Origin of the sequence: Colwellia sp. M166 (assembly GCF_024585285.1) — a bacterium.
In the GTDB taxonomy this organism is placed as follows: Bacteria; Pseudomonadota; Gammaproteobacteria; order Enterobacterales; family Alteromonadaceae; genus Cognaticolwellia.
The window spans coordinates 1,616,219-1,636,416 of record NZ_CP040755.1 but is presented as its reverse complement, the minus strand read 5'-3'; the positions used below and the strand labels follow the sequence as shown (position 1 = coordinate 1,636,416).

Below are 20,198 nucleotides of genomic sequence, written 5' to 3'. Positions count from 1 at the left end.
GGGAACACTTATGAAAAAGCATGGTAATTAACCATTTACTTAACATAATGTTCCGGTTCATGTTTAATTGAATAGCAATGTGCTTTTTTTTTGAACAAATCAATGGCAGACAAACAATTTATTGTTGGCAGCTAACGAGAGTAGAATTTTATAGTAGAGGGTGTAAAGCTTCAATTTGAGTTTTAATTTGTCTACGATTTTGGTTGATAAAATAGCAAATAATGCTTTTTTATATCAAACGCAGTAACACTAGCGATAAAGTTCAGAGCTCTTCTTTTATTCACCCAGTGGTAAACGGGTGATGACGAAAATTAAATTTAGTATGAAATAACGATGTTTAACAAATTTTACTTGTTCTATGCTCGTCATTAACATGTTAGGTTGCACAATAAATCAGTCTGATTAGTCTAATTTTTTTGGAGGTTAAATGGCAGTAGGAACAATGATTTCATTGGCACTTTATTTTATTGTTATGTTAGGAATAGGTATATACGCCTATAGAAAGTCAACCAGTGATGTTTCTGGCTTTATGTTAGGAGGACGTAGTTTGGGCCCAGGGGTAACAGCGCTTTCTGCTGGCGCCTCGGATATGAGCGGTTGGATGCTTATGGGGGTGCCAGGACTAATGTTTGCTGTGGGGTTAAGTAGTGCTTGGATCTCTTTTGGTTTGATCTTGGGGGCATATTTAAACTACCTTATTGTCGCGCCAAGGTTAAGAACCTATACTGAACTGGCAAATGATTCTATTACTCTGCCTGATTTTTTTGAAAATCGTTTTGCTGATAAATCCCGTGCATTGCGAATTACTTCCTCTGTTGTCATTATTCTATTTTTTACCTTATACACGTCGTCAGGCATTGTTGCTGGCGGTAAACTCTTTGAAAGCTCGTTTGGTTTAAGCTATGAAGTTGGTTTGTATATTACTGCTGGTGTGGTGGTGCTTTATACGTTGTTTGGTGGCTTTTTAGCGGTGAGCTTAACTGACTTTGTTCAAGGCTGTATTATGTTTCTCGCCCTTGTTTTAGTCCCTATTGTTGCTGTTACCAACGTTGGCGGCACTGCAACTATGCTAGATACGATTGAGCAGATAAACCCTGAGTTTTTGAACTTATTTAGTGGTGTGAGTATTATTGCGATCATTTCTGCTTTGGCGTGGGGTTTGGGTTACTTTGGCCAGCCGCATATTATTGTTCGTTTTATGGCTATTCGTTCTGTTGATGACTTGCCAAAAGCAAGAAGAATAGGCATGAGCTGGATGATAGTATCTTTGTTTGGCGCTATGGCTACCGGTTTTGCTGGCGTGGCTTATGTAGCGAAAACCGGGATGAAAATCGATGATTCAGAGACGATATTTATTTTATTGGGACAAGTGCTTTTTCATCCACTTATTGCTGGCTTCTTATTGGCAGCGATATTAGCGGCAATTATGAGTACGATTTCCTCGCAATTATTGGTGACCTCGAGTTCATTAACTGGTGACTTTTACCAAGCGTTTTTGAACAAAAATGCCAGTGAAAAACAATTAGTATTCGTTGGTCGCTTATCTGTCGCTTTAGTTGCGCTTGTGGCTGTGTTTCTTGCTTATGATCGAAACAGCTCAATTTTAACCTTAGTCAGCAATGCTTGGGCCGGTTTTGGTGCGGCGTTTGGTCCATTGGTTATTATGAGTTTGTACTGGAAGAAGATGAACAGACACGGTGCATTAGCCGGTATGTTAACCGGAGCCTTTACTGTATTAGTGTGGATATATGCGCCAATAACAATTAATGGCGAGTCTTTGAGCTCGGTGATGTATGAGATAGTACCTGGTTTTATTATGGCAAGTATTGCTATTGTGGTAGTGAGCCGATTAACACCGAAAGAGCAACCAGAACTAGAGGCTGTGTTTGATCAGGTTGCTGCTAAACATTAGCGAACAAGCATGAGTAAATATAAAAACCAATCGAAAATATAACTTCGGTTGCTGTCATCATAAGCTGTACAGCATTTTTGAAAAATAAACAAAGTCGTTAATGAAATCATTAACGACTTTTTTAGTGCTTTTGATTTTCTCTTTGGCTTCTCCTTGTGCAATATTTTTTATTTTCACAGGGAGGAAAGAAAGTAAAAGAAGGGTTTTTTTTCCTTTAGCCTTCTTTGAATTCTCCCTGTGTGATAGTCACAGGGAGAATAAATAATGCACAGGATTTGATGCTAATTAGTCTAAATTGACCAAGTAATATTTTGCTTAACGCGTTCTTGCCACTGCTGTATCGGTTCATTCTTATCACCAACAACAACGATATTAGAATGATTAAAGTTCGAAGACTGACCTTGTAACTTGTCGTTGGCAAAATCAGCAATGAATTTAATATCTTTATCATCAGGCAAAATGAAAATATTGACCGGACTTGATTGGCCTTGAAACACTAAATGCAGGCTCATACTGCCATCAAAACGGCAATAATCAGCAAACATTAGCTTACCTAAGGTACTACTAAAACTGCCCTTAAATTTGGCCATTTTTTCGTTTAATGACGCCAATGTTACTGTTGGCTGAGCATCGTTTGAAAAATGAGCGGCTTCATGATTAACATGAGCAATGGCATAGTCACCTAAATTTTTATAGGTGCTAGAAAACATCATAAAGTTAACGGTTAAGCCCATAACAAATGCCACAGAAGCTGCCATCGCTAAACGTACACGTGTTGTTCTTTTTTGCTGCTGATGGCTGGCCATTGTTTGGCGTAAGATTAAATTATCGTATAAACCATCAGGTACGGGAATGTTCATTGCTTGCGCAATTTTATCATCTAATGCAGAAACATCGTGTGCAAACTTTTGTTTCGCTGCGTCGTTTTTGATGGCTTCATTTGTTGCATCATCACGACTTTTTGGATCTGCTAATATGCTACGTCTAAATTGCAAATCATCCATTGTGTAGACCTCTTAATTTTGGCTCGTCGTCTACGGCCTCTTTTAATTGATTGCGAGCACGAAATAATCGTGTCATAACGGTATTTTTATTTAATGACAAAATGTTAGCGATTTCTTCACCACTGAAACCTCCAATAACCTGTAAAACTAGCGGCTCTCGGTACTCTTCCGGCATTTGAGCGATTTTTTCGCGTAACCAATAGTTTTCAATTTCTTGTTCATTACTCGTTGCTTTTACATCGGTAATTGTCGCCTCTTCATATTCGCTCATTTCAAAACGCTTACGCTCAAATCGGCGGGCATTTTCTCTGCGAAGAATCGTAATTAACCATGACTTTGCTGCCTTTTCATCTTTCAATGAGTCAAGCGCGCGCCATGCACGTAAAAATGTTTCTTGCACTAAGTCTTCAGCAATATGCTTGTCATGGCATAGCCAGTAACCATACCGATATAAATCGGCATGTAATGCTTTAACGAGTGCTTCGTATCTAACTTGTTTTGTCGCCATGTTGTAAGAGACCTGAGGCTTTGTCATTCTATTTCACACTGATGCAAATTTTTAGATATGTTAACTATAGCGTGAATTACTAATTGATAGTTAACAGAAATTATATTCTGATTTATATTTTTTTGATTTGGGTTGTCGACAGAGGAGATTTTAATGGCTTTTGTCTAAGGGGATTGCAGACCAATGATGTTCACTGAAACGGAACATCATTTTGTCTGCATAGTTTGATTTCTCTTTCCCCATTGAGTGACGATTTAATTACTTATGGGTTAATGGTCACCTTAGTGCTTGATGATTTATGATGATGTTTTTTATGCAAAGTTTGTACTGCGTTAAGTAAGCTTTGGCCTACCCATGGGCTTGGTTGTTTACCATAGTAACTTTGTTGTAAGGCAATGATAGCCTCAGAAAGGGCTTTGTCGTTAAAATAACCGTGTAGAGAATCTAAGGTCGTTAACGAGGCTTTGTCTTTGTTGTCTGATGACTGTGATTGTGCCCAAGGCAGTAAGTTAGCTAATGCTGCCTCACCATCATTTTGTTTACATGCCGCTAATAATGCAAGATATGCACTATTAACGTCTGTATTCTTATTATCAAACTTCTGTTTCGCTTTAAAAGACCATTTAGCTGAGACAAACCAAGCGAGTGAGGTCAGCAACCATAAAGCGAGAAATAGCCACTGCCAAAAACTGTTTTGCTGAACTATTACCGTTTGTGGTGCTGGCGCTGCTGTCAATTGAGTTGCGTTATTGCTTAACGGTTTTGCTGTGATGCTCGGCGCTAAATCAGCGTTAGGTAATATAGTGATTTTTTGCCCCGGAATTTTAGCAATCTCAGCTTTATTGGTAATCGTATTCCACCAGTTAATGGTTATTTCTGGTAACTGATATTCACCAGCTTTACTAGCGACGATAGCAAAGTTAACCACTTTTTGGCTGACTAAACGTTCATTATTAAGACCTGTGTGTAGCTCGGCTTGATCGGGGTATACTTTTAATCCTTGTGGCATAGTCATGGTGATTTCAGGTAATTGTTCTTCTGATAGACCTGCTGCGGTTAATGTAATAGTTCGCGTGATTGGCTCGCCAACTTTAAATTGAGCGGGTTCAGGTTGCCATTCTTGATGCATGGCAAGTAGTTCACTCGGTAACCATGGACCACTGACTTGCGCCGGAATTGCTTTAATCGTTAAAGCAATATCATCACCAATAACACTGACAGGCTTAGTATCAGCGAAACTTAAAAAGTTTGAACGTCTTGAAGAAGGTACAATAATCTCTCCGGAAAAAACCGGTGATTTTAAGATTACTTCGCCACTTTGTTGCGGGCTAATAGCATAAACTCGCTCGATGATACGGTAACGTTTGCCATTAATAATGTTTTCTGATTCTTTATCTTGACCGATTTGTAAAATGTTTGCACCAGCTAAGGTTGGCTCGGTTAAGCTACCTCTTTTTAACTCAGCGGCAAAATGTAATTTTACTTTCAGAGTTATTTGTTGCTGAACGTAAATGTCGGTGGCTGAAGCTTGCGTGGTAATAAATAAATCTTGTTGGCTAGAGGCCGGTAATTGACTGGCTTCGAGTGCTTTAATCGCGATAGCTTGGGTTTGAATGCCGTCAATAGTAAATACTGGTATAAGCAACTCACCTGACTTACGCGGTATTAATACGGTTGTCCAAGTTGTGGTGCGCGAGGTATTAAAATTTACCATGCTAGTTTGTGAGCTAACCGATGTTCTGCCAACAATAAAGTCACCGAGTAGGGCAGAAGTATCTAATGCGTTACTGTTAACGTCATCATCTGCGGTCACGGTTAATATTAACGACTCGTTGACAACTACTGGGTTTTTATCAACGCTAGCACTGACTTTGGTTAATGCGTAGCTATTAAGTGATAATAAAATAGCTAACAGAGAAATTATAACTCTTACCACTTTTTCTTAACTCCTATATTTCGGCGATCTTGATGACGTTTTTGATACTCTAATTGCATTTTATTTCTTAGTAACATGTAAGGATCGTCAGTGACTTTATTGAGTAATTGTTGATGTTTTTGTTCGGTTTCTTTGGCTAATTGCTCTGCCATTGCTTGAGCTTGAGCACTTTGCTCTTCAGGTGCTGCTTCTGATTCATTTGCTTGCTGAGCATCTTTGGCTTGCTGTTGTTCTGCTGCTTTTTGCTTATCACTTTCAGCTTGCTGTTGATCGTTTTGCTCTTGCTGCTGATCTTCATTACTTTGTTCTGAGGTATCACTTTGCTGATTTTTATCTTCTTGTGCTGAGTTTTGGGATTGCTGCTCGCTCGGTTGACTTTCACTATCCTGACTCTCTTGGTTTTCACCATTTTGATCATCACCATTTTGTTGCTGGTCTTGTTGGTCTTGGTTTTTATCTTGTTGTTGGTCGTCGCCAGATTGCTGTTCTTGATTTTCTTGTTGTTGTTTTAATTGCTCAAGAATAGCTTTGTTGTCTTGTGCATCGGTTAAGTTAGGATCAAGTTGTAAAGCCTGATTGTAAGCGGCTATTGCCTCATCAAGTTTTTGTAATTTTGCTAAAGCGTTACCTTGGTTATACAAAGATTCAGCACTATCAACTTGCTGATAAGCAGATAATGCTTGCTCGTAATCTCCTGCCTTATAGTGTGCACTACCTTGCCAAAGTGGGTCGTTAAATTGTTCAGCCGCTTGTTGGTATTGTTCTTTATTAAAATGCGCTTGGCCTTGCTGATCTTTGGTTTTCCATAAATCTTGCCAAACATTAGCTTGGGCTTGATGATTAGGAATTAATAGTAAGGCAAAGGGTAAAGTAGCCATAAGTGCACCACGTCTAAAGTAACTTAGTAACATAGGTAAAACGAGTAATAACAAGTAAGGACCAAATTCTTGCCATTGATCGCCAGTATTATCACTTTCTTTAGTTTGCTCTGTGTCGTTAAGTAGTGGCTTAGTGGTCAGTTTTTCAATATCTTTATTATTATGTGTTAGCGTGGTGTAGTTACCTTTGCCACGTGCGGCAAGCCCTTGGAGTAACTTTTCTGTTAACTTGGGAATAATAATGGCACCGTTGTCGTCTTTCATTAACTCGCCATTACTGAGCTTAATGGGCGCACCTGCTTTTGTACCAACGCCGAGTATATTTAGGCGATAGGGATGCTCACGTGACCATTGGGTGATGTCTTGAATATCAATATTATCGACACCGTCAGTAAACCAATAAATATCACCGCTATTATGGCCAGCATTCACTAGCATTTCATTGGCTAAGGCTAGCGCTGATATCGGATTACTGCCTAATGCTGGCATCAGCTCTGGGCTTAATGACGGCAATAACAATTTGATATTGTTGCTATCATCGGTCAGCGGACTAATACTAAAGGCATCGCCTGCGTAGGCAATAAGCCCAACTTCGCCTTCATTGATACTGTCGAGTAAATCTATCGCCTTGTAGCGAGCACGTGTTAGGCGATTAGGCGCAACGTCGGTCGCATACATTGAATATGACATATCCATGATTAGCACTGAGCCTTGTGCGACTTGGTATACCGGTTGTGGTAGTTTCTGCCAACTAGGACCTGCCATTGCTATAATTGACAGTAAGCCAATTAAAAATGGCAGCGCTAGTGAACTGGACTTAGCCTTACTATTACCTTGTACTAATACTTTCGCTAAGTGTGCTGGTAAAAGTTGTTGCCAGCCTGATTGCTTAATACGCAGCTTTTTTAGCATCAATAGCATGACTATTAAGACGATAAGCGCGAGTAGCCACAGTGGGCGAATAAAATGAAAGTCAGCCATATTAGTGCTTCGCTCCTGACGTTTTATTGCTTGGTGTGAAAAAATAACCATTGGAAACGGTTTTGCTGAGCAAGGTTACTAAACTTATCAATAGCGCTAGACCTAGAGGCCAGTAGTACAGAGCGGTTAATGGTCGCATTTGTTGCTGTTCTTGTTCTACCGGTTCAAGTTCGTCCAATAGTTGGTATATTTTGCTCATGTCTTCACTGGCGCGGGCACGGAAATAATAACCACCGGTTTCATCAGCAAGGCGCTGCAAAGACTCTTCATCAAGTTCACTTGAAGGGTTAACACGACGAGCACCAAATAATGAGTTTTGGATCATAACATCGGCGCCGATACCGATAGAGTAAATAGTGATGTGTTTTGCTACGGCCAATTCAAGCGCTTGTTCTGGGGTGATCTTCCCCGCCGTATTTTGGCCATCAGTCAATAATAGTAAAACGCGGTTCGAGTCTTTCTTTTCATCGAAACGTTTAACGGCAAGCGCAATTGCATCACCAATAGCGGTTTGTTTACCCACTAAACCTAGCACGGTTTCATCTAGCATTTGTTGTACGGTTTTGCGGTCAAAGGTCATGGGCGTTTGCATATAAGCATCATCGCCAAATAAGATCAAACCGAGTCTGTCGCCATTACGTCGTTCAATGAACTCGCCCAATAGTACTTTTAGCATATCAAGGCGATTGACACTGCGACCATTAAGCGTCATGTCTTCAACTTGCATACTGCCAGATAGATCAACCGCAATCATCATTTCGCGACCTTCTGTTGGTACATTTACTGCCTCACCTAGCCATTGCGGTTGAGTGCTAGCAAATACCACTAGAAGCCAGATAAGGCTTAAGATGACTAAGGATGTTTTTTTCTTTTCGGGCGCAAAATCTTGTGCTTGCACACCTTTAACTACGGTCGGCATTCTCAATGGCGCGGCTTGTATTTGTTTTTTAGCGGGTAGCCAATAAACAAGTAAGGGTAAAGGCAGGGCGATTAAAGCCCAAATAAAATCAAAATGGATCATGACTTTACTCCATTACGCTCAGTCAGTTGTGGTGAAGAGCTAGCTGATGAAATTGTGTTATTTTTACTGGTTAAATCGGCTTGTTCAGGCATAGGTGTTAACGTACTTATCACATTTTTTTGCGGTGGTAAGGCATGGTTAAGCCATAGTTTTGCTGCTTGATGAAACTCTGCTGACGCTTTACTGCCGGCTTGGTGTTGATAAGCCGAGGTAAAATAATCAGCACTGAGTTTAGAAAAATCAGCTTGATACTTAGTAGGCAAGGTTGTGGTTAAAAAGCTTTTAAAGTGCTCGCCGGTTAAATTTGCCACTGTTTGACGTGGAAAATACTGTAATGCTGCCCATTTTAGTAAGGTAACAACCGTGCCGACATCGGCATTTGGCGAAAGTTGTTTTAGGGCACTTTTTTGGTTTTTACGTTTAGTTATGTATTGTCGTAACTTAACAGAGCCATAAATAATCAATGCCAATATAAGTGCAACTAAAAGCCACCAACCTGGTGCAATAGGATAACTGTGTATATTTTCCGGCAGATGAATATCATTTAACTGTGCTAACGGATCCATGACGCTACTCCGCGATTTAATTGAGTTTCAAGTGCTTCACTAGCGCAGAAGTGCAATAGTCTAGCGCCGGCTTTAGTTAACTTTTCTTCCATGGTGCTATTTAAGGCCATGGCTTGTTGATGATATTGCTCAGCTATTGCTTTATCACCTAAAATAAGCTGTTGGCGATCATCGCCATCATTATCTGTACCGTTAGTAATAGCAACGCTGATTTTACTTTTACTCTCAGGTAATTGTTGCTCTAGAGGATCGCTAATTAAACACACCACTAATTCACAGTGGCGGCTAATATTGGCTAAATGTCGCACGGCTTCATCAGTGAGGTTGTAACCATCGGTGATTAAGTACACTAAACTTCCAGGTTTAGCGAGTTGACGTAAACGTGCACAGTTTTGTTCAAAAGCGAGTTTTGCTTGCTGGTGATCTAATGCCTCTGTTGATTTAATGGCAGAGTTTGCGTGGCTTTCGACTAGCGCATGTAAATAATGTAATACGCCTTGTTGTCTACTACGGGGCTTTAATTCGGTATGAGCATATTGGTTAAACACCACGCCGCCAATACGATCGCCACGTGACTTAGCATGCCAAGCGACTAATGCCGCGACATGTGCAGCTTGCACGGATTTAAACAGTAAACGGCTGCCAAAAAACATACTGGTGCTTAAATCACTGGCAATAAGCACCGGGCGCTCAATTTCTTCACGAAATAATTTTGTGTGAGTTTGACCGGTACGCGCAGTTACCCGCCAATCTATGGCGCGAATATCATCGCCATTTTGGTAGTGACGTACTTCGTCAAACTCCATGCCCCGGCCTTTGCTACGGGCGAGGTAATTACCGGACATTTTACCATGCAAGCTTTTTGCTGCTGCTAAGTTAATCAGCGAGCTTTTAGTCTGATATCGAATTAGCTCTTCAATGGTTAAGTCAATGCCATTACTATCAAGTTCATCAAGCAAAACTTGTGGATTGTCTTGCTCGGTTGATTTTTTTTGAGTAAACCACATAACGTTATTTTGCGCTTAGGCAACCGCCACTAGGCTGAGTAAATGATCAAGCAGTTGATTACTACTGATACCCTCAGCTTCTGCTTGATAGGTCATTAAGATACGATGACGTAAGACATTATGAAAAACCGCTTGTACATCTTCAGGGCTAACAAAGTCGCGATTATTTAACCAAGCGCGTGCACGTGCGCAGCGGTCAAGGGCAATAGTCGCACGTGGACTGGCGCCGTAAGCAAGCCATTGTTTTAATTTATCGTCATATTTTTCAGGGTTACGTGTCGCCATAATGAGATCAACAATATAATTTTCTACCGCTGGCGCCATGTGAATTTGCATCACTTGTTCGCGAGCGGCGAAAATATCGGCCTGTGTGATTTCTTTTACTGCTTGTTTTTCTACTTTTAAAGCTTCGCCACGGTTAAGTTTTAAAATTTCTAATTCGCTGGCTGCATCAGGGTAATCAATTTCCACATGCATTAAAAAGCGATCGAGTTGTGCTTCGGGTAATGGGTAAGTCCCTTCTTGCTCGATGGGGTTTTGTGTTGCCATAACTAAAAATAGTTCAGGCAATGGGTAAGTATTGCGACCAACGGTAATTTGGCCTTCTGCCATCGCTTCTAGTAAAGCCGACTGAACTTTGGCTGGCGCACGGTTAATTTCATCTGCGAGCACTAAGTTACGAAATAGTGGCCCCGGTTGAAATACAAATGTACCATCTTCAGGGCGGTAAATATCTGTGCCGGTTAAATCTGCTGGTAGTAGATCAGGCGTAAATTGAACGCGGTGAAAGTCGGCTTCTAGGCCTTGGGCTAAGGCATTAACGGCACGCGTTTTTGCTAAACCTGGAGGACCTTCTACAATAAGATGACCATTCGCTAAAAGTGCGATGAGTAAGTTTTCAACCAGCGCGTGCTGTCCGATAATTTGCGAGGATAAGTGTTCTTTTAATGATGAAAAATGTTCAATAGCCATAGTTTATCGTTCTTATTGATTATAAAATTTTAGTCAGCAGGTCTGACCCATAAATTGATATAAGGTTCATGTTTAACAAAAACAACCATAATGACAAAATTGTCGGGGGTTTTCTTTAGCTTTTTAGTACCTTGGCATTAATTTGCTCAAATTTTGTTAGCTAAGCATTGAATTATTTCTATATATCGTTAGAATTATCTTAAGTCAAAGAGGTCAGACCTCTTGAGTATTGCCACAAAATGGAAACAAAAATGACAAAATCAAAATTAATAACAGGCAGTGGAGAGCGTATTGCGGTTGTTGCAGGATTGCGCACACCGTTTGCTAAACAAGCAACCGCTTTTCATGGTGTACCTGCGGTCGATTTAGGAAAAATAGTAGTTAACGAATTACTTAAAAAACATGATGTTGATCCTAAAATTATTGATCAACTTGTTTTTGGTCAAGTTGTGCAAATGCCCGAAGCGCCAAATATTGCTCGTGAAATCGTCTTAGGCACCGGCATGAATACTCATACTGATGCTTACAGTGTATCTAGAGCTTGTGCGACGAGTTTCCAATCAACGGTTAATATTGCTGAGTCGATTATGGCCGGTTTTGTTGATGTTGGTGTTGCTGGTGGTGCAGATTCAACATCAGTTGCTCCTGTTGGCGTATCAAAGAAATTTGCTCGTACCTTACTTGATTTAAGTAAAGCCCGTTCATTTGGCGCTAAAATGGCGTTAATACGTCAACTTAACTTTAAAGATATTTTACCTGTTCCTCCTGCCGTTGCCGAATACTCTACCGGCCTTTCAATGGGACAAACTGCCGAGCAAATGGCAAAAACTCACGGTATTACGCGTGAAGCACAAGATGCATTAGCGCATCGTTCGCACACGCTTGCGACGAAAAGTTGGCAAGAAGGCAAGCTTGATGGTGAGGTAATGACTGCGCATTGCGAACCTTATAAAACCTTTATTTCTAAAGATAATTGCATTCGTGAAAACTCAGAATTAGCCAGTTACGCTAAGCTTCGTCCCGTCTTTGATCGTAAGCATGGTACGGTCACTGCGGCAACAAGTACGCCGTTAACTGATGGTGCGTCAGCAATTTTGATGATGCGTGAAGGGCGAGCAAAAGAATTAGGTTATAAACCATTAGGTTATATTCGTAGCTATGGTTTTGCCGCTATTGATGTTTGGGAAGATATGTTGATGGGGCCTAGTTTTGCTTCGCCAATTGCTTTGCAACGCGCTGGCATGAATTTAGCCGATCTTGACTTAATTGAAATGCATGAAGCGTTTGCTGCGCAAGCACTGGCCAATGTTAAAATGTTTGGTAGTAACAAGTTTGCGCAAACACATCTTGGTCAAGACAAAGCCATTGGTGAAATTGATATGGACAAGTTTAATGTTATGGGTGGCTCACTCGCTTACGGTCATCCTTTTGCTGCAACGGGCACGCGCTTAATTGTGCAAACATTGAATGAATTAAATCGTCGTGGTGGTGGGGTTGGTTTAACGACTGCTTGTGCTGCAGGTGGTTTAGGTGCGGCTATGATCGTGGAGACAGATTAATGACTGATGTAACAGAAGTAGTTCAACAAGAAAACAATAATACCTTTAGTTTAGTGCGCCAAGAAAATGGCATAGCACATTTGATCATGGATGTTAAAGGCGACACCATGAATACGCTAAAGGCTGAGTTTTCTGATGAAATTGCTGAAATATTAAAAGAAATACGCGAAGATAAAAGTATTAATGGCTTAGTTTTAGTGAGTGGTAAAGCTGATTCTTTTGTCGCTGGCGCTGATGTACATATGCTAGCAAATTGCACCTCAGCTGCTGAAGCAACAGCTTTGTCGCGTCAAGGGCAAATTATTTTTGATCAGCTAGAGAATTTATCAATTCCAGTTGTTGCTGCGGTTCATGGCGCTTGTTTAGGTGGTGGTTTAGAGCTTGCGATGGCATGTCATGCCATTGTTTGTAGCGATAGCCCTAAAACCGCTTTAGGTTTGCCTGAAGTACAATTAGGCCTACTGCCTGGTGGTGGTGGCACACAACGATTGCCGAAACGTGTAGGTATTCAAAAGTCATTAGATATGATGCTTACCGGTAAGCAACTTCGCGCTAAGCAGGCATTAAAAGCCGGTTTAGTAAATGATGTAGTACCCAACAGTGTGTTACTTGCAACGGCTGAGAAGTTAGCGCTTTCTGGTAAAGTTAAGCCAAAAGCTCGTAAGTTATCATTGATGGACAAGCTGCTTGAAGGTAACGGTGTGGGTCGTAGCATTGTATTTAGTCAAGCAACAAAAACTGTCCTAGGAAAAACGAAGGGTAACTATCCTGCACCGTTAAAAATTATTGACTGTATTCGAGCGGGTGTTGAACAGGCTCCTTCAAAGGGCTATCAAGTAGAAGCTGATCATTTTGGCCAACTAGTGATGTCTGATGTTTCAGCACAACTTCGACAGCTATTTTTTGCCACGACTGACATGAAAAAAGAGCAGGGTGTTGAGGGCGTAGCGCCGGCAAAAATTTCCAATGCCGCTGTGCTTGGTGGTGGCCTTATGGGCGGTGGTATTGCTTTTGTTACCGCGACTAAAGCTAAACTACCAGTGAGAATTAAAGATATTTCACATCAAGGTATTAGCTCTGCTTTGAAATATGGTTATGAACTATTAAACAAAAAAGTTAAACGACGTTTTATGCGCCACAGTGAAATGCAAAGCCAACTTTCACTGATAACGGGTACAACGCAGTATAGCGGTTTCAATAATGTTGATATTGTTGTTGAGGCGGTATTTGAAGATCTAACTTTAAAACAAAATATGGTGGCAGATATTGAAAGCCATTGTAAAGAAAGTACTATTTTTGCTAGTAACACGTCTAGTTTGCCGATTGGCCAAATAGCTGAAAAAGCATTACGTCCTGAAAATGTGATAGGTCTACATTACTTTTCACCCGTGGATAAAATGCCATTAGCAGAAATTATTGCTCACGATAAAACCTCGGATCAAACCATTTCTACAACCGTAGCATTTGCTAAGAAGCAAGGTAAAACACCGATTGTGGTTAAAGATAAGGCCGGCTTTTATGTAAATCGTATTTTAGCACCTTACATGAATGAGGCGGCTATTTTACTGCTTGAAGGGTGTTCTATTGAAGCACTTGATAAAGCGATGATGAAATTTGGTTTTCCGGTTGGTCCTATGCAATTACTCGATGAAGTGGGTATTGATGTCGGCGCTAAAATTGGTCCAATTTTACAAGCTGAATTAGGTGAAAGATTCGCGCCACCAGCAGCATTTTCAAAATTAATTGATGATGGCCGCTTAGGCAAGAAAGCTAACAAAGGTTTCTATCAATATAATACCAAGAGTAAAAAGAAATTAGTTGATGAAAGTGTTTATAGCTTATTAGGACTGCAAGTAAGTAATACCGCTGTTACTGATGCTCAGGCTGAACGTTGTGTTTATATGATGTTAAATGAAGCCGCTCGTTGTCTAGATGAAGAGATTATTCGCAATGCCCGTGATGGTGATATTGGCGCAATTTTCGGTATAGGCTTTCCGCCATTTCTTGGCGGACCATTTCAATACATGGATAAAATCGGCGCTGCAACACTCGTCAGTAAATTAAGACAATGGCAAGCTGAATTTGGTGAACGATTTGCGCCTTGTGATGCATTGCTGAAAATGGCAGAACAAGGCGGAAAGTATTATTCGTAATTGTGAGCTATTAGCAGATTAATGGTTTCGTTAATGGAATAATTTAGCCGTAAGTTGGCAGATATTTGATTTTAAAAGTGGCAATTCGTTGCCTCTTTTTTTTTTGAATAAATACTCTACACTTGTTAACATACGCGTATATAGCAAGTGCTAATATTGCATAAATTTTATTTCTCTCACTAGGTAAAGCTGTGTTTTTGTTACTGATAACCGTATTAGGTATTGTCTTTTCTATATTTTTTTATTGTCAGGCGGTAAGTAGTGGCTTGGGTGCTAAACGATGGGCAATGGCTGGTTTGATGTTTGGCCCTTTTATTTGGCCAATGTTTTGTATTAATAAACGTTTAAAAACATATCAGCGCTTTGGTTTTGACTGTTTATTATTTTCGGCATAATTTTAACTACTCCTGATTTATTTGCACGTAACGATTAAAGTTCAAATAAACACGCTAACTTCCTTGTCGCGAAGTGTCTATTTATTGCCTGTTAAGCGCTTCTTAACGCTTAACTCCACCAAGTACTGGCAGGCATTTCTTTAATTTCAATACCTGCTGCAATCGCGTTTTCTGTCGCTTTGTTCACAAATAATGATTTGATTAAGTTGATCATAAACGCTCCTAGATACGAACTTGACTACGTTTAGTACCAATTCTTACTTGACTGCGTTTGGTTCCAACTTCTTCGACTGCTAATTCTTGGCTGTTGATGCGAACTTGGCTACGTTTAGTGCCAATTCTTACTTGGCTGCGTTTGGTTCCAATTTCTGCTACTGTGAGCTCTTGAGTATTGATACGAACTTGGCTACGTTTAGTGCCAATTCTTACTTGACTACGCTTTGTGCCAACTTCCTCAACGATAAAGGCTTCATTGGTGATTTCAGTAGTAGGTGTCGCAGACATTGCGAAAGAAAGAATGATTGAACTAAGCATGTTATTCCTTATTATTATTAAAGTTAATTGAAATTCAATAAGGTATAAGCGAGAAATGTGCCACTAATGAAAGGCCTTTGTTTATAAGGCGCTTAATGGATTATTTATGCAGAATATTTAGTGTCATAAAGTCGACACTAAATGGTATTTTTACTAAATGATGTCGATTTGTTGGTGATCTGAAAGGATAATAAGTATTTTTGAAAGTCATTTTCAGGTAATGGCTTACTATACAAGTAACCTTGCAATTGTTCGCAACGTAAGCCAGACAAAAAGCTTAATTGTTGATTGGTTTCAACACCTTCTGCTACCACTGCCATGCCTAAGTTGTGCGCGATAGTGACGATGGTTGCCACCATGTTTCGGCCTTTCTCTGAGGTTTCAATGTCATCAACAAAAGCCTTGTCAATTTTTAGGGTATTGAGAGGGAATTTTTTCAAATAAGCGAGTGAAGAATAACCAGTACCAAAATCATCTAACGATAAATGGATGCCCATCGCACGAATTTGCAACATGGTATCAATCGCTTTTTGTGGTGAATCCATTACCGTACCTTCTGTTATTTCTAATTCAAGGTATTTGGCCGCTAGTTTACTTTCTTTTAAAATACTCGCGATCATGGCGACTAGGTTAGGTTGAGTAAACTGAACTGCCGATAAGTTAACGGCAATTCGACCTTCAAAAAGTCCAGCATCAACCCATTTCTTAGTCGCAAAGCAAGCTTTACGTAATACCACTTCACCAATATCAATAATTTGACCTGTTTCTTCTGAAACTGGAATAAAAATCGCTGGACTAATAATACCTTTACCTGGGGTTTCAAAGCGAACAAGTGCTTCCATACCGGCTATTTTTCCGGTTGCGATTTCAATTTTGGGTTGATAGAACACGGAAAAGAAATCTTCTTTGAGGCCATGGCGAATAAGACTCTCGATTTGTAAACGCTTAACGGCAGCTTTGTTCATCGAGTCGCTGAAAAATTGATACTTATTACCTCCAGCATTTTTCGCATGATACATCGCCGTATCAGCATTTTTAAGTAGTTCTTGTGGGTTTGTACCGTCTTCAGGGTAAAGCACGATACCTATGCTACTATAAAGGACTATTTCTTGGCTCTTCAGCCTCAGCGGCAGAGCAATTGATTTTAATACTTCTTTAGCAATACTGGTGATGGTATGAATATCGTTGGTATCTTCGATAATTAAACTGAACTCATCTCCCCCTAAACGATAAACAGAGTCTTGATTTCGCCCTAATCCCCTAATGCGCTCAGCAACCTTGCATAATAGAACATCGCCTGCTTCATGGCCTAGAGAATCATTGACTTTTTTAAAGTTATCCAAGTCAAAAACTAATAAAGCATGGTGAATTTTATTTTTTACTAATCGTTGTAGATTGGCTTGAAAGTATGAGCGATTAGGTAGTCCTGTTAATGTATCTGAGTTGGCAAGTTTTCTTAATTCAGCTTCTGTTTGCTTACGTTTGGTAATATCAGAAAACACACCAACAAAGTGTGAGATATTGCCGTCTTCATCACGAATAATATCGATATTTAAATCGGTTAAATAGAGCGCACCATTATCACGTAAGTTTTCTATTTCACCGTGCCAGTTACCTTTGGTAATTAAGTGCTTTTTAATGTTCTGGCTAAAACTATCTGGGTATTGTTCAAATTTAAGCTGAGTGCCGCGCATTTGTAGTTTATTCTTTCCTGTGATGCGCTGAAATGCTTTATTGACATCGACGACAGTGAATTTGCGATCATAAATTACAATCGCGTCGGAAATGTTCTCAATGCATTTGGCAAAAAGCTTTAAACGCTCATCGGCACGCTTAATTTGACTAATATCTTTTAAGGTACCTGTCATTCGACTTGGAACGTCTTTTTCATCGCGCTCAACAATTTTGCCGCGATCGAGTACCCAAATCCATTTATCGTCTTTGTCTTTTACGCGATAGGTAGCTTCGAAATGTTGGCTACTATCTTCAAAATGTTGATTTAGCGCTTCTCTAACTCTTGGGATATCATGTTGATGAATATTGGTTTGATCGGCACCGACATTGCGTTTACCGTCTTGTGGAAATTCCAGTATTCCCCATATATTAGAGCGGTATATTTTACCTTTCTTAATGTTCCAATCCCACATTTCATCACCACTACCCCAGAGCGATAATTTAAGACGTTCTTCACTTAACTTTATTTGTAGATGATAAAGACGCTTATGGCGCATTTGTTGAAGAATGTAGGTTATGATTAATAGCGCCATAAGGCTGTAAAGTAATATGGCACTACGAGATAGCCACCAAGGGGGCAGGATTGTAATGTTCAGAGATTTTATTGCACTTTTTTGGTTATTCTGTAAATCAAGTGCTTGCACTTCAAAAACATAATCACCAGGACTTAGGTTAGTGTATGTCGCTCTTTGGTTATTTTTACCAGCATCTATCCAATTTTCTTCTAACTCAAGAAGACGATAACGATATTTTAAATGCCCTAATAATTTTACATTAGGTGTAATAAACTCAATACTGAATGGGGATTGGCTGTGTGTTAAATTCAGCACTTTCAGTGCGTTAGGTGAGCTGCTTAAAGTGAATGGAAATGTAGGTTGATTTGGTTTTAAACTTGAAACAGCAAGCTCTTTGTTAGCAACTAAGATACTTGTGAGATACGGGGCTGATAATTTTTGCTTTATGCTGAGTAATTCTTTCGGGATAAATGAATGAAAACCATTAATACCACCGAAATAAATGGTATCGTTTTTCGTTAAAATAGCACTATCACTAATAAACTCATTGTTATCTAATAACAGGTCTTTGTTAAATGCTTTTACCACTTTGGTATTAGGATTGACAGCATTCACTCCTCTGTTGGTAGATACCCAAGCTATCTGTTGGTTATCGACAATAATGTCTGCTATAAAGTTGTTACTTAAGTGGTTACTCTCATTTATTATCGACACTGTTTTGATTTTTTTATTATAAAGGGCAATGCCTTGTCCTCTTGAACCAAGCCAAATCCAATCTTTTGATAGACCAATATTTGATATATTGCCAAATTGCAAATTAGCAGGAATGCTTGTGATAATGTTAGAGAATTTTTTTGAAGATATGCTGTAATATAATATTTTATTATCTGTTGTAGCTAACCATAATTTATCGTTATTATCATACTTAATTGCAGTGTAAATGGTTTGGTTATCATCGTCGATTTGTTCTAATTTATTAGAACCTAAATGAAATGAAGAAAATTGTTTTGCTTCGTCGATAAACCATAATCTACCGTCTGCCAATATTAAGTTACTAAAGTCATTGTTTGTTGATTTTTCTTGCCATTCATAGTTTTCTGTCAGGCTGCCTTTATCTGTTTGGTAATAATATAGATTACCAGGTTCTGAAGGGTTATTAGGTTCTGTTTTTAACCAAAAATTATCTTTTGCATCAACAAATAAATGTGAAATTGGCTTATTGTTTTTAATAATAGCTTGGCTAATTTCTCCGTTTGAAGCAATTTTATTGAGTTGTCCGTTATCTGTTGTAAACCAAACCGTTCCGTCTGAAGTTTCAGCAAAAGCATAAACAGCTTGCCCAGAATCATCATAATTAAATAAACCGTGGTTAATCTTTAATTGCAAAGAATTGAAGGTGTTAATGCCGCCACCATTAGTGCCGATCCACATTTTACCTGAGTTATCTTTGTATACTTTTAATATAAGATCAAACGATAAGGCATTTTTATGTGGTGAGCTTTGATAAGAGGTGATCTTATCAGTGAGTATATTGATACTATTCAAACCGTTTAGAGTACCCAACCAAACGGCTGAGTCATTTAATTGCTCAATCGAACGCACTTTATTTGACAGTATATTCAAACTACTATCATTATTACTTGTTATATAATGCTTGGTTATTTGGTAATCTTGTGAAATAACAAATAAACCATTATCAGTGCCTAACCAATATTGGTTATCAATAAACTTTAAGTCATAAAGTGCACTAGCGTTAAGATTAAGGTGCCACTTATTTTGCGCATTTAAAGATACCACAGACGTCATAGCGCTATTGGTTAAGAATATCCCCTTATCATAAGTGCCTAACCAATAGTTACCTTTCTTATCTTGATATATGGTTTTAATTTCTTTTAAGGCATTATTAAAACCACGAATTCTTATTTGAGAGAAATTTTTGTTTTCAACATCATATTTATGTAAACCAGTTTTGGTCGAGATCAGAATACTATTTTGCTGATCTTGATAAATATCCCAAATTTCATTGTCTTTTAATGAGCTACTATCATCAGTTTGATGAAAAAAGTTTTCAAAACTATCTAAGGTTTCATCGTAACGGCTTAAGCCTGCATTTGTACCAACCCAGAGTAGGTTTTTATTATCAATAAATAGTTTGCGAATAAAATTGTCGGCTATTGAAGTTCTATTTGTACTATCGTGACGATAGTAGACAAAATTTTTGCCGTCATAACGGTTTAAGCCATCTTGTGTGGCGATCCATATGAAACCGTTTTTATCTTGTACTATGTCGTAAACATAGCTTTGCGATAAGCCTTCGGCAATTGAAATACTTTCAAACTTTAGGGGAGGCTGATTGATATTGTGTTCTGCAGCGGTAGCTGTACTTGAAAGGGATAGTAAAGCTGATATAACCAAAATGGAAAAGGTTAAATAAAATTTAGAAATCAACTTATTTTTAAAAAAAAGCAATAGCACTAACTCAGCCTTTTGGTAGTGAAAATCATACCCAGATCTTTGAGTATG

14 protein-coding genes are annotated in these 20,198 nt (G+C 39.2%); 4 read left to right on the top strand and 10 right to left on the bottom strand.

The features are described from left to right. The first annotated feature begins 427 nt into the window (after positions 1-427). On the top strand, positions 428-1,912 hold the full coding sequence (gene putP, locus FGD67_RS07390; protein ID WP_257174399.1) for a sodium/proline symporter PutP: 1,485 nt from the start codon (positions 428-430) through the stop codon (positions 1,910-1,912). A 290-nt stretch (positions 1,913-2,202) separates the two neighbouring features. On the opposite strand, the gene FGD67_RS07385 is transcribed toward putP, so the two are convergent. From FGD67_RS07385 to FGD67_RS07350, 8 genes are all read right to left on the bottom strand, one after another. Further along, complete coding sequence (locus FGD67_RS07385; RefSeq protein WP_257174398.1) at positions 2,203-2,916, bottom strand: DUF3379 domain-containing protein; 714 nt, start codon at positions 2,914-2,916, stop codon at positions 2,203-2,205. Next, positions 2,909-3,451, bottom strand: a complete 543-nt coding sequence (locus FGD67_RS07380; protein ID WP_077285833.1) for a sigma-70 family RNA polymerase sigma factor — start codon at positions 3,449-3,451, stop codon at positions 2,909-2,911. The genes FGD67_RS07385 and FGD67_RS07380 overlap by 8 nt, the downstream gene beginning before the upstream one ends. A 235-nt stretch (positions 3,452-3,686) precedes the next feature. Continuing rightward, entirely contained in the window at positions 3,687-5,360 is a 1,674-nt protein-coding gene (locus tag FGD67_RS07375; protein ID WP_257174397.1) for a BatD family protein, read from the bottom strand. Continuing rightward, positions 5,354-7,219 carry a VWA domain-containing protein gene (locus tag FGD67_RS07370; protein ID WP_257174396.1) on the bottom strand — a complete coding sequence of 622 codons (1,866 nt, stop codon included), beginning with the start codon at positions 7,217-7,219 and terminating at the stop codon, positions 5,354-5,356. Before FGD67_RS07370 ends, FGD67_RS07375 begins: the two co-directional genes overlap by 7 nt. A 1-nt stretch (position 7,220) precedes the next feature. Beyond that, positions 7,221-8,240 carry a VWA domain-containing protein gene (locus FGD67_RS07365; protein ID WP_257174395.1) on the bottom strand — a complete coding sequence of 340 codons (1,020 nt, stop codon included), beginning with the start codon at positions 8,238-8,240 and terminating at the stop codon, positions 7,221-7,223. Further along, on the bottom strand, positions 8,237-8,806 hold the full coding sequence (locus tag FGD67_RS07360) for a DUF4381 domain-containing protein (RefSeq protein ID WP_257174394.1): 570 nt from the start codon (positions 8,804-8,806) through the stop codon (positions 8,237-8,239). The genes FGD67_RS07365 and FGD67_RS07360 overlap by 4 nt, the downstream gene beginning before the upstream one ends. Continuing rightward, on the bottom strand, positions 8,794-9,813 hold the full coding sequence (locus FGD67_RS07355; protein ID WP_257174393.1) for a DUF58 domain-containing protein: 1,020 nt from the start codon (positions 9,811-9,813) through the stop codon (positions 8,794-8,796). Before FGD67_RS07355 ends, FGD67_RS07360 begins: the two co-directional genes overlap by 13 nt. A 15-nt stretch (positions 9,814-9,828) precedes the next feature. After that, entirely contained in the window at positions 9,829-10,785 is a 957-nt protein-coding gene (locus FGD67_RS07350; protein WP_257174392.1) for a MoxR family ATPase, read from the bottom strand. Between the two features lie 251 nt (positions 10,786-11,036). On the opposite strand from FGD67_RS07350, the gene fadI reads away from it, so the two are divergent. From fadI to FGD67_RS07335, 3 genes are all read left to right on the top strand, one after another. Continuing rightward, positions 11,037-12,344 (top strand): acetyl-CoA C-acyltransferase FadI, encoded by a 1,308-nt coding sequence (fadI, locus tag FGD67_RS07345; protein ID WP_257174391.1) that lies wholly within the window; start codon positions 11,037-11,039, stop codon positions 12,342-12,344. Continuing rightward, positions 12,344-14,497, top strand: a complete 2,154-nt coding sequence (fadJ, locus tag FGD67_RS07340) for a fatty acid oxidation complex subunit alpha FadJ (RefSeq protein ID WP_257174390.1) — start codon at positions 12,344-12,346, stop codon at positions 14,495-14,497. Before fadI ends, fadJ begins: the two co-directional genes overlap by 1 nt. Positions 14,498-14,688: 191 nt before the next feature. Next, positions 14,689-14,892: a hypothetical protein gene (locus FGD67_RS07335; protein WP_257174389.1), complete on the top strand. Its 204-nt coding sequence runs from the start codon at positions 14,689-14,691 to the stop codon at positions 14,890-14,892. A 222-nt stretch (positions 14,893-15,114) separates the two neighbouring features. Here the strand turns inward: FGD67_RS07335 and FGD67_RS07330 are convergent, their stop codons facing one another. Continuing rightward, positions 15,115-15,426, bottom strand: a complete 312-nt coding sequence (locus FGD67_RS07330; RefSeq protein WP_257174388.1) for a hypothetical protein — start codon at positions 15,424-15,426, stop codon at positions 15,115-15,117. Between the two features lie 137 nt (positions 15,427-15,563). Then, entirely contained in the window at positions 15,564-20,150 is a 4,587-nt protein-coding gene (locus tag FGD67_RS07325) for an EAL domain-containing protein (protein ID WP_257174387.1), read from the bottom strand. Positions 20,151-20,198 lie beyond the last annotated feature (48 nt).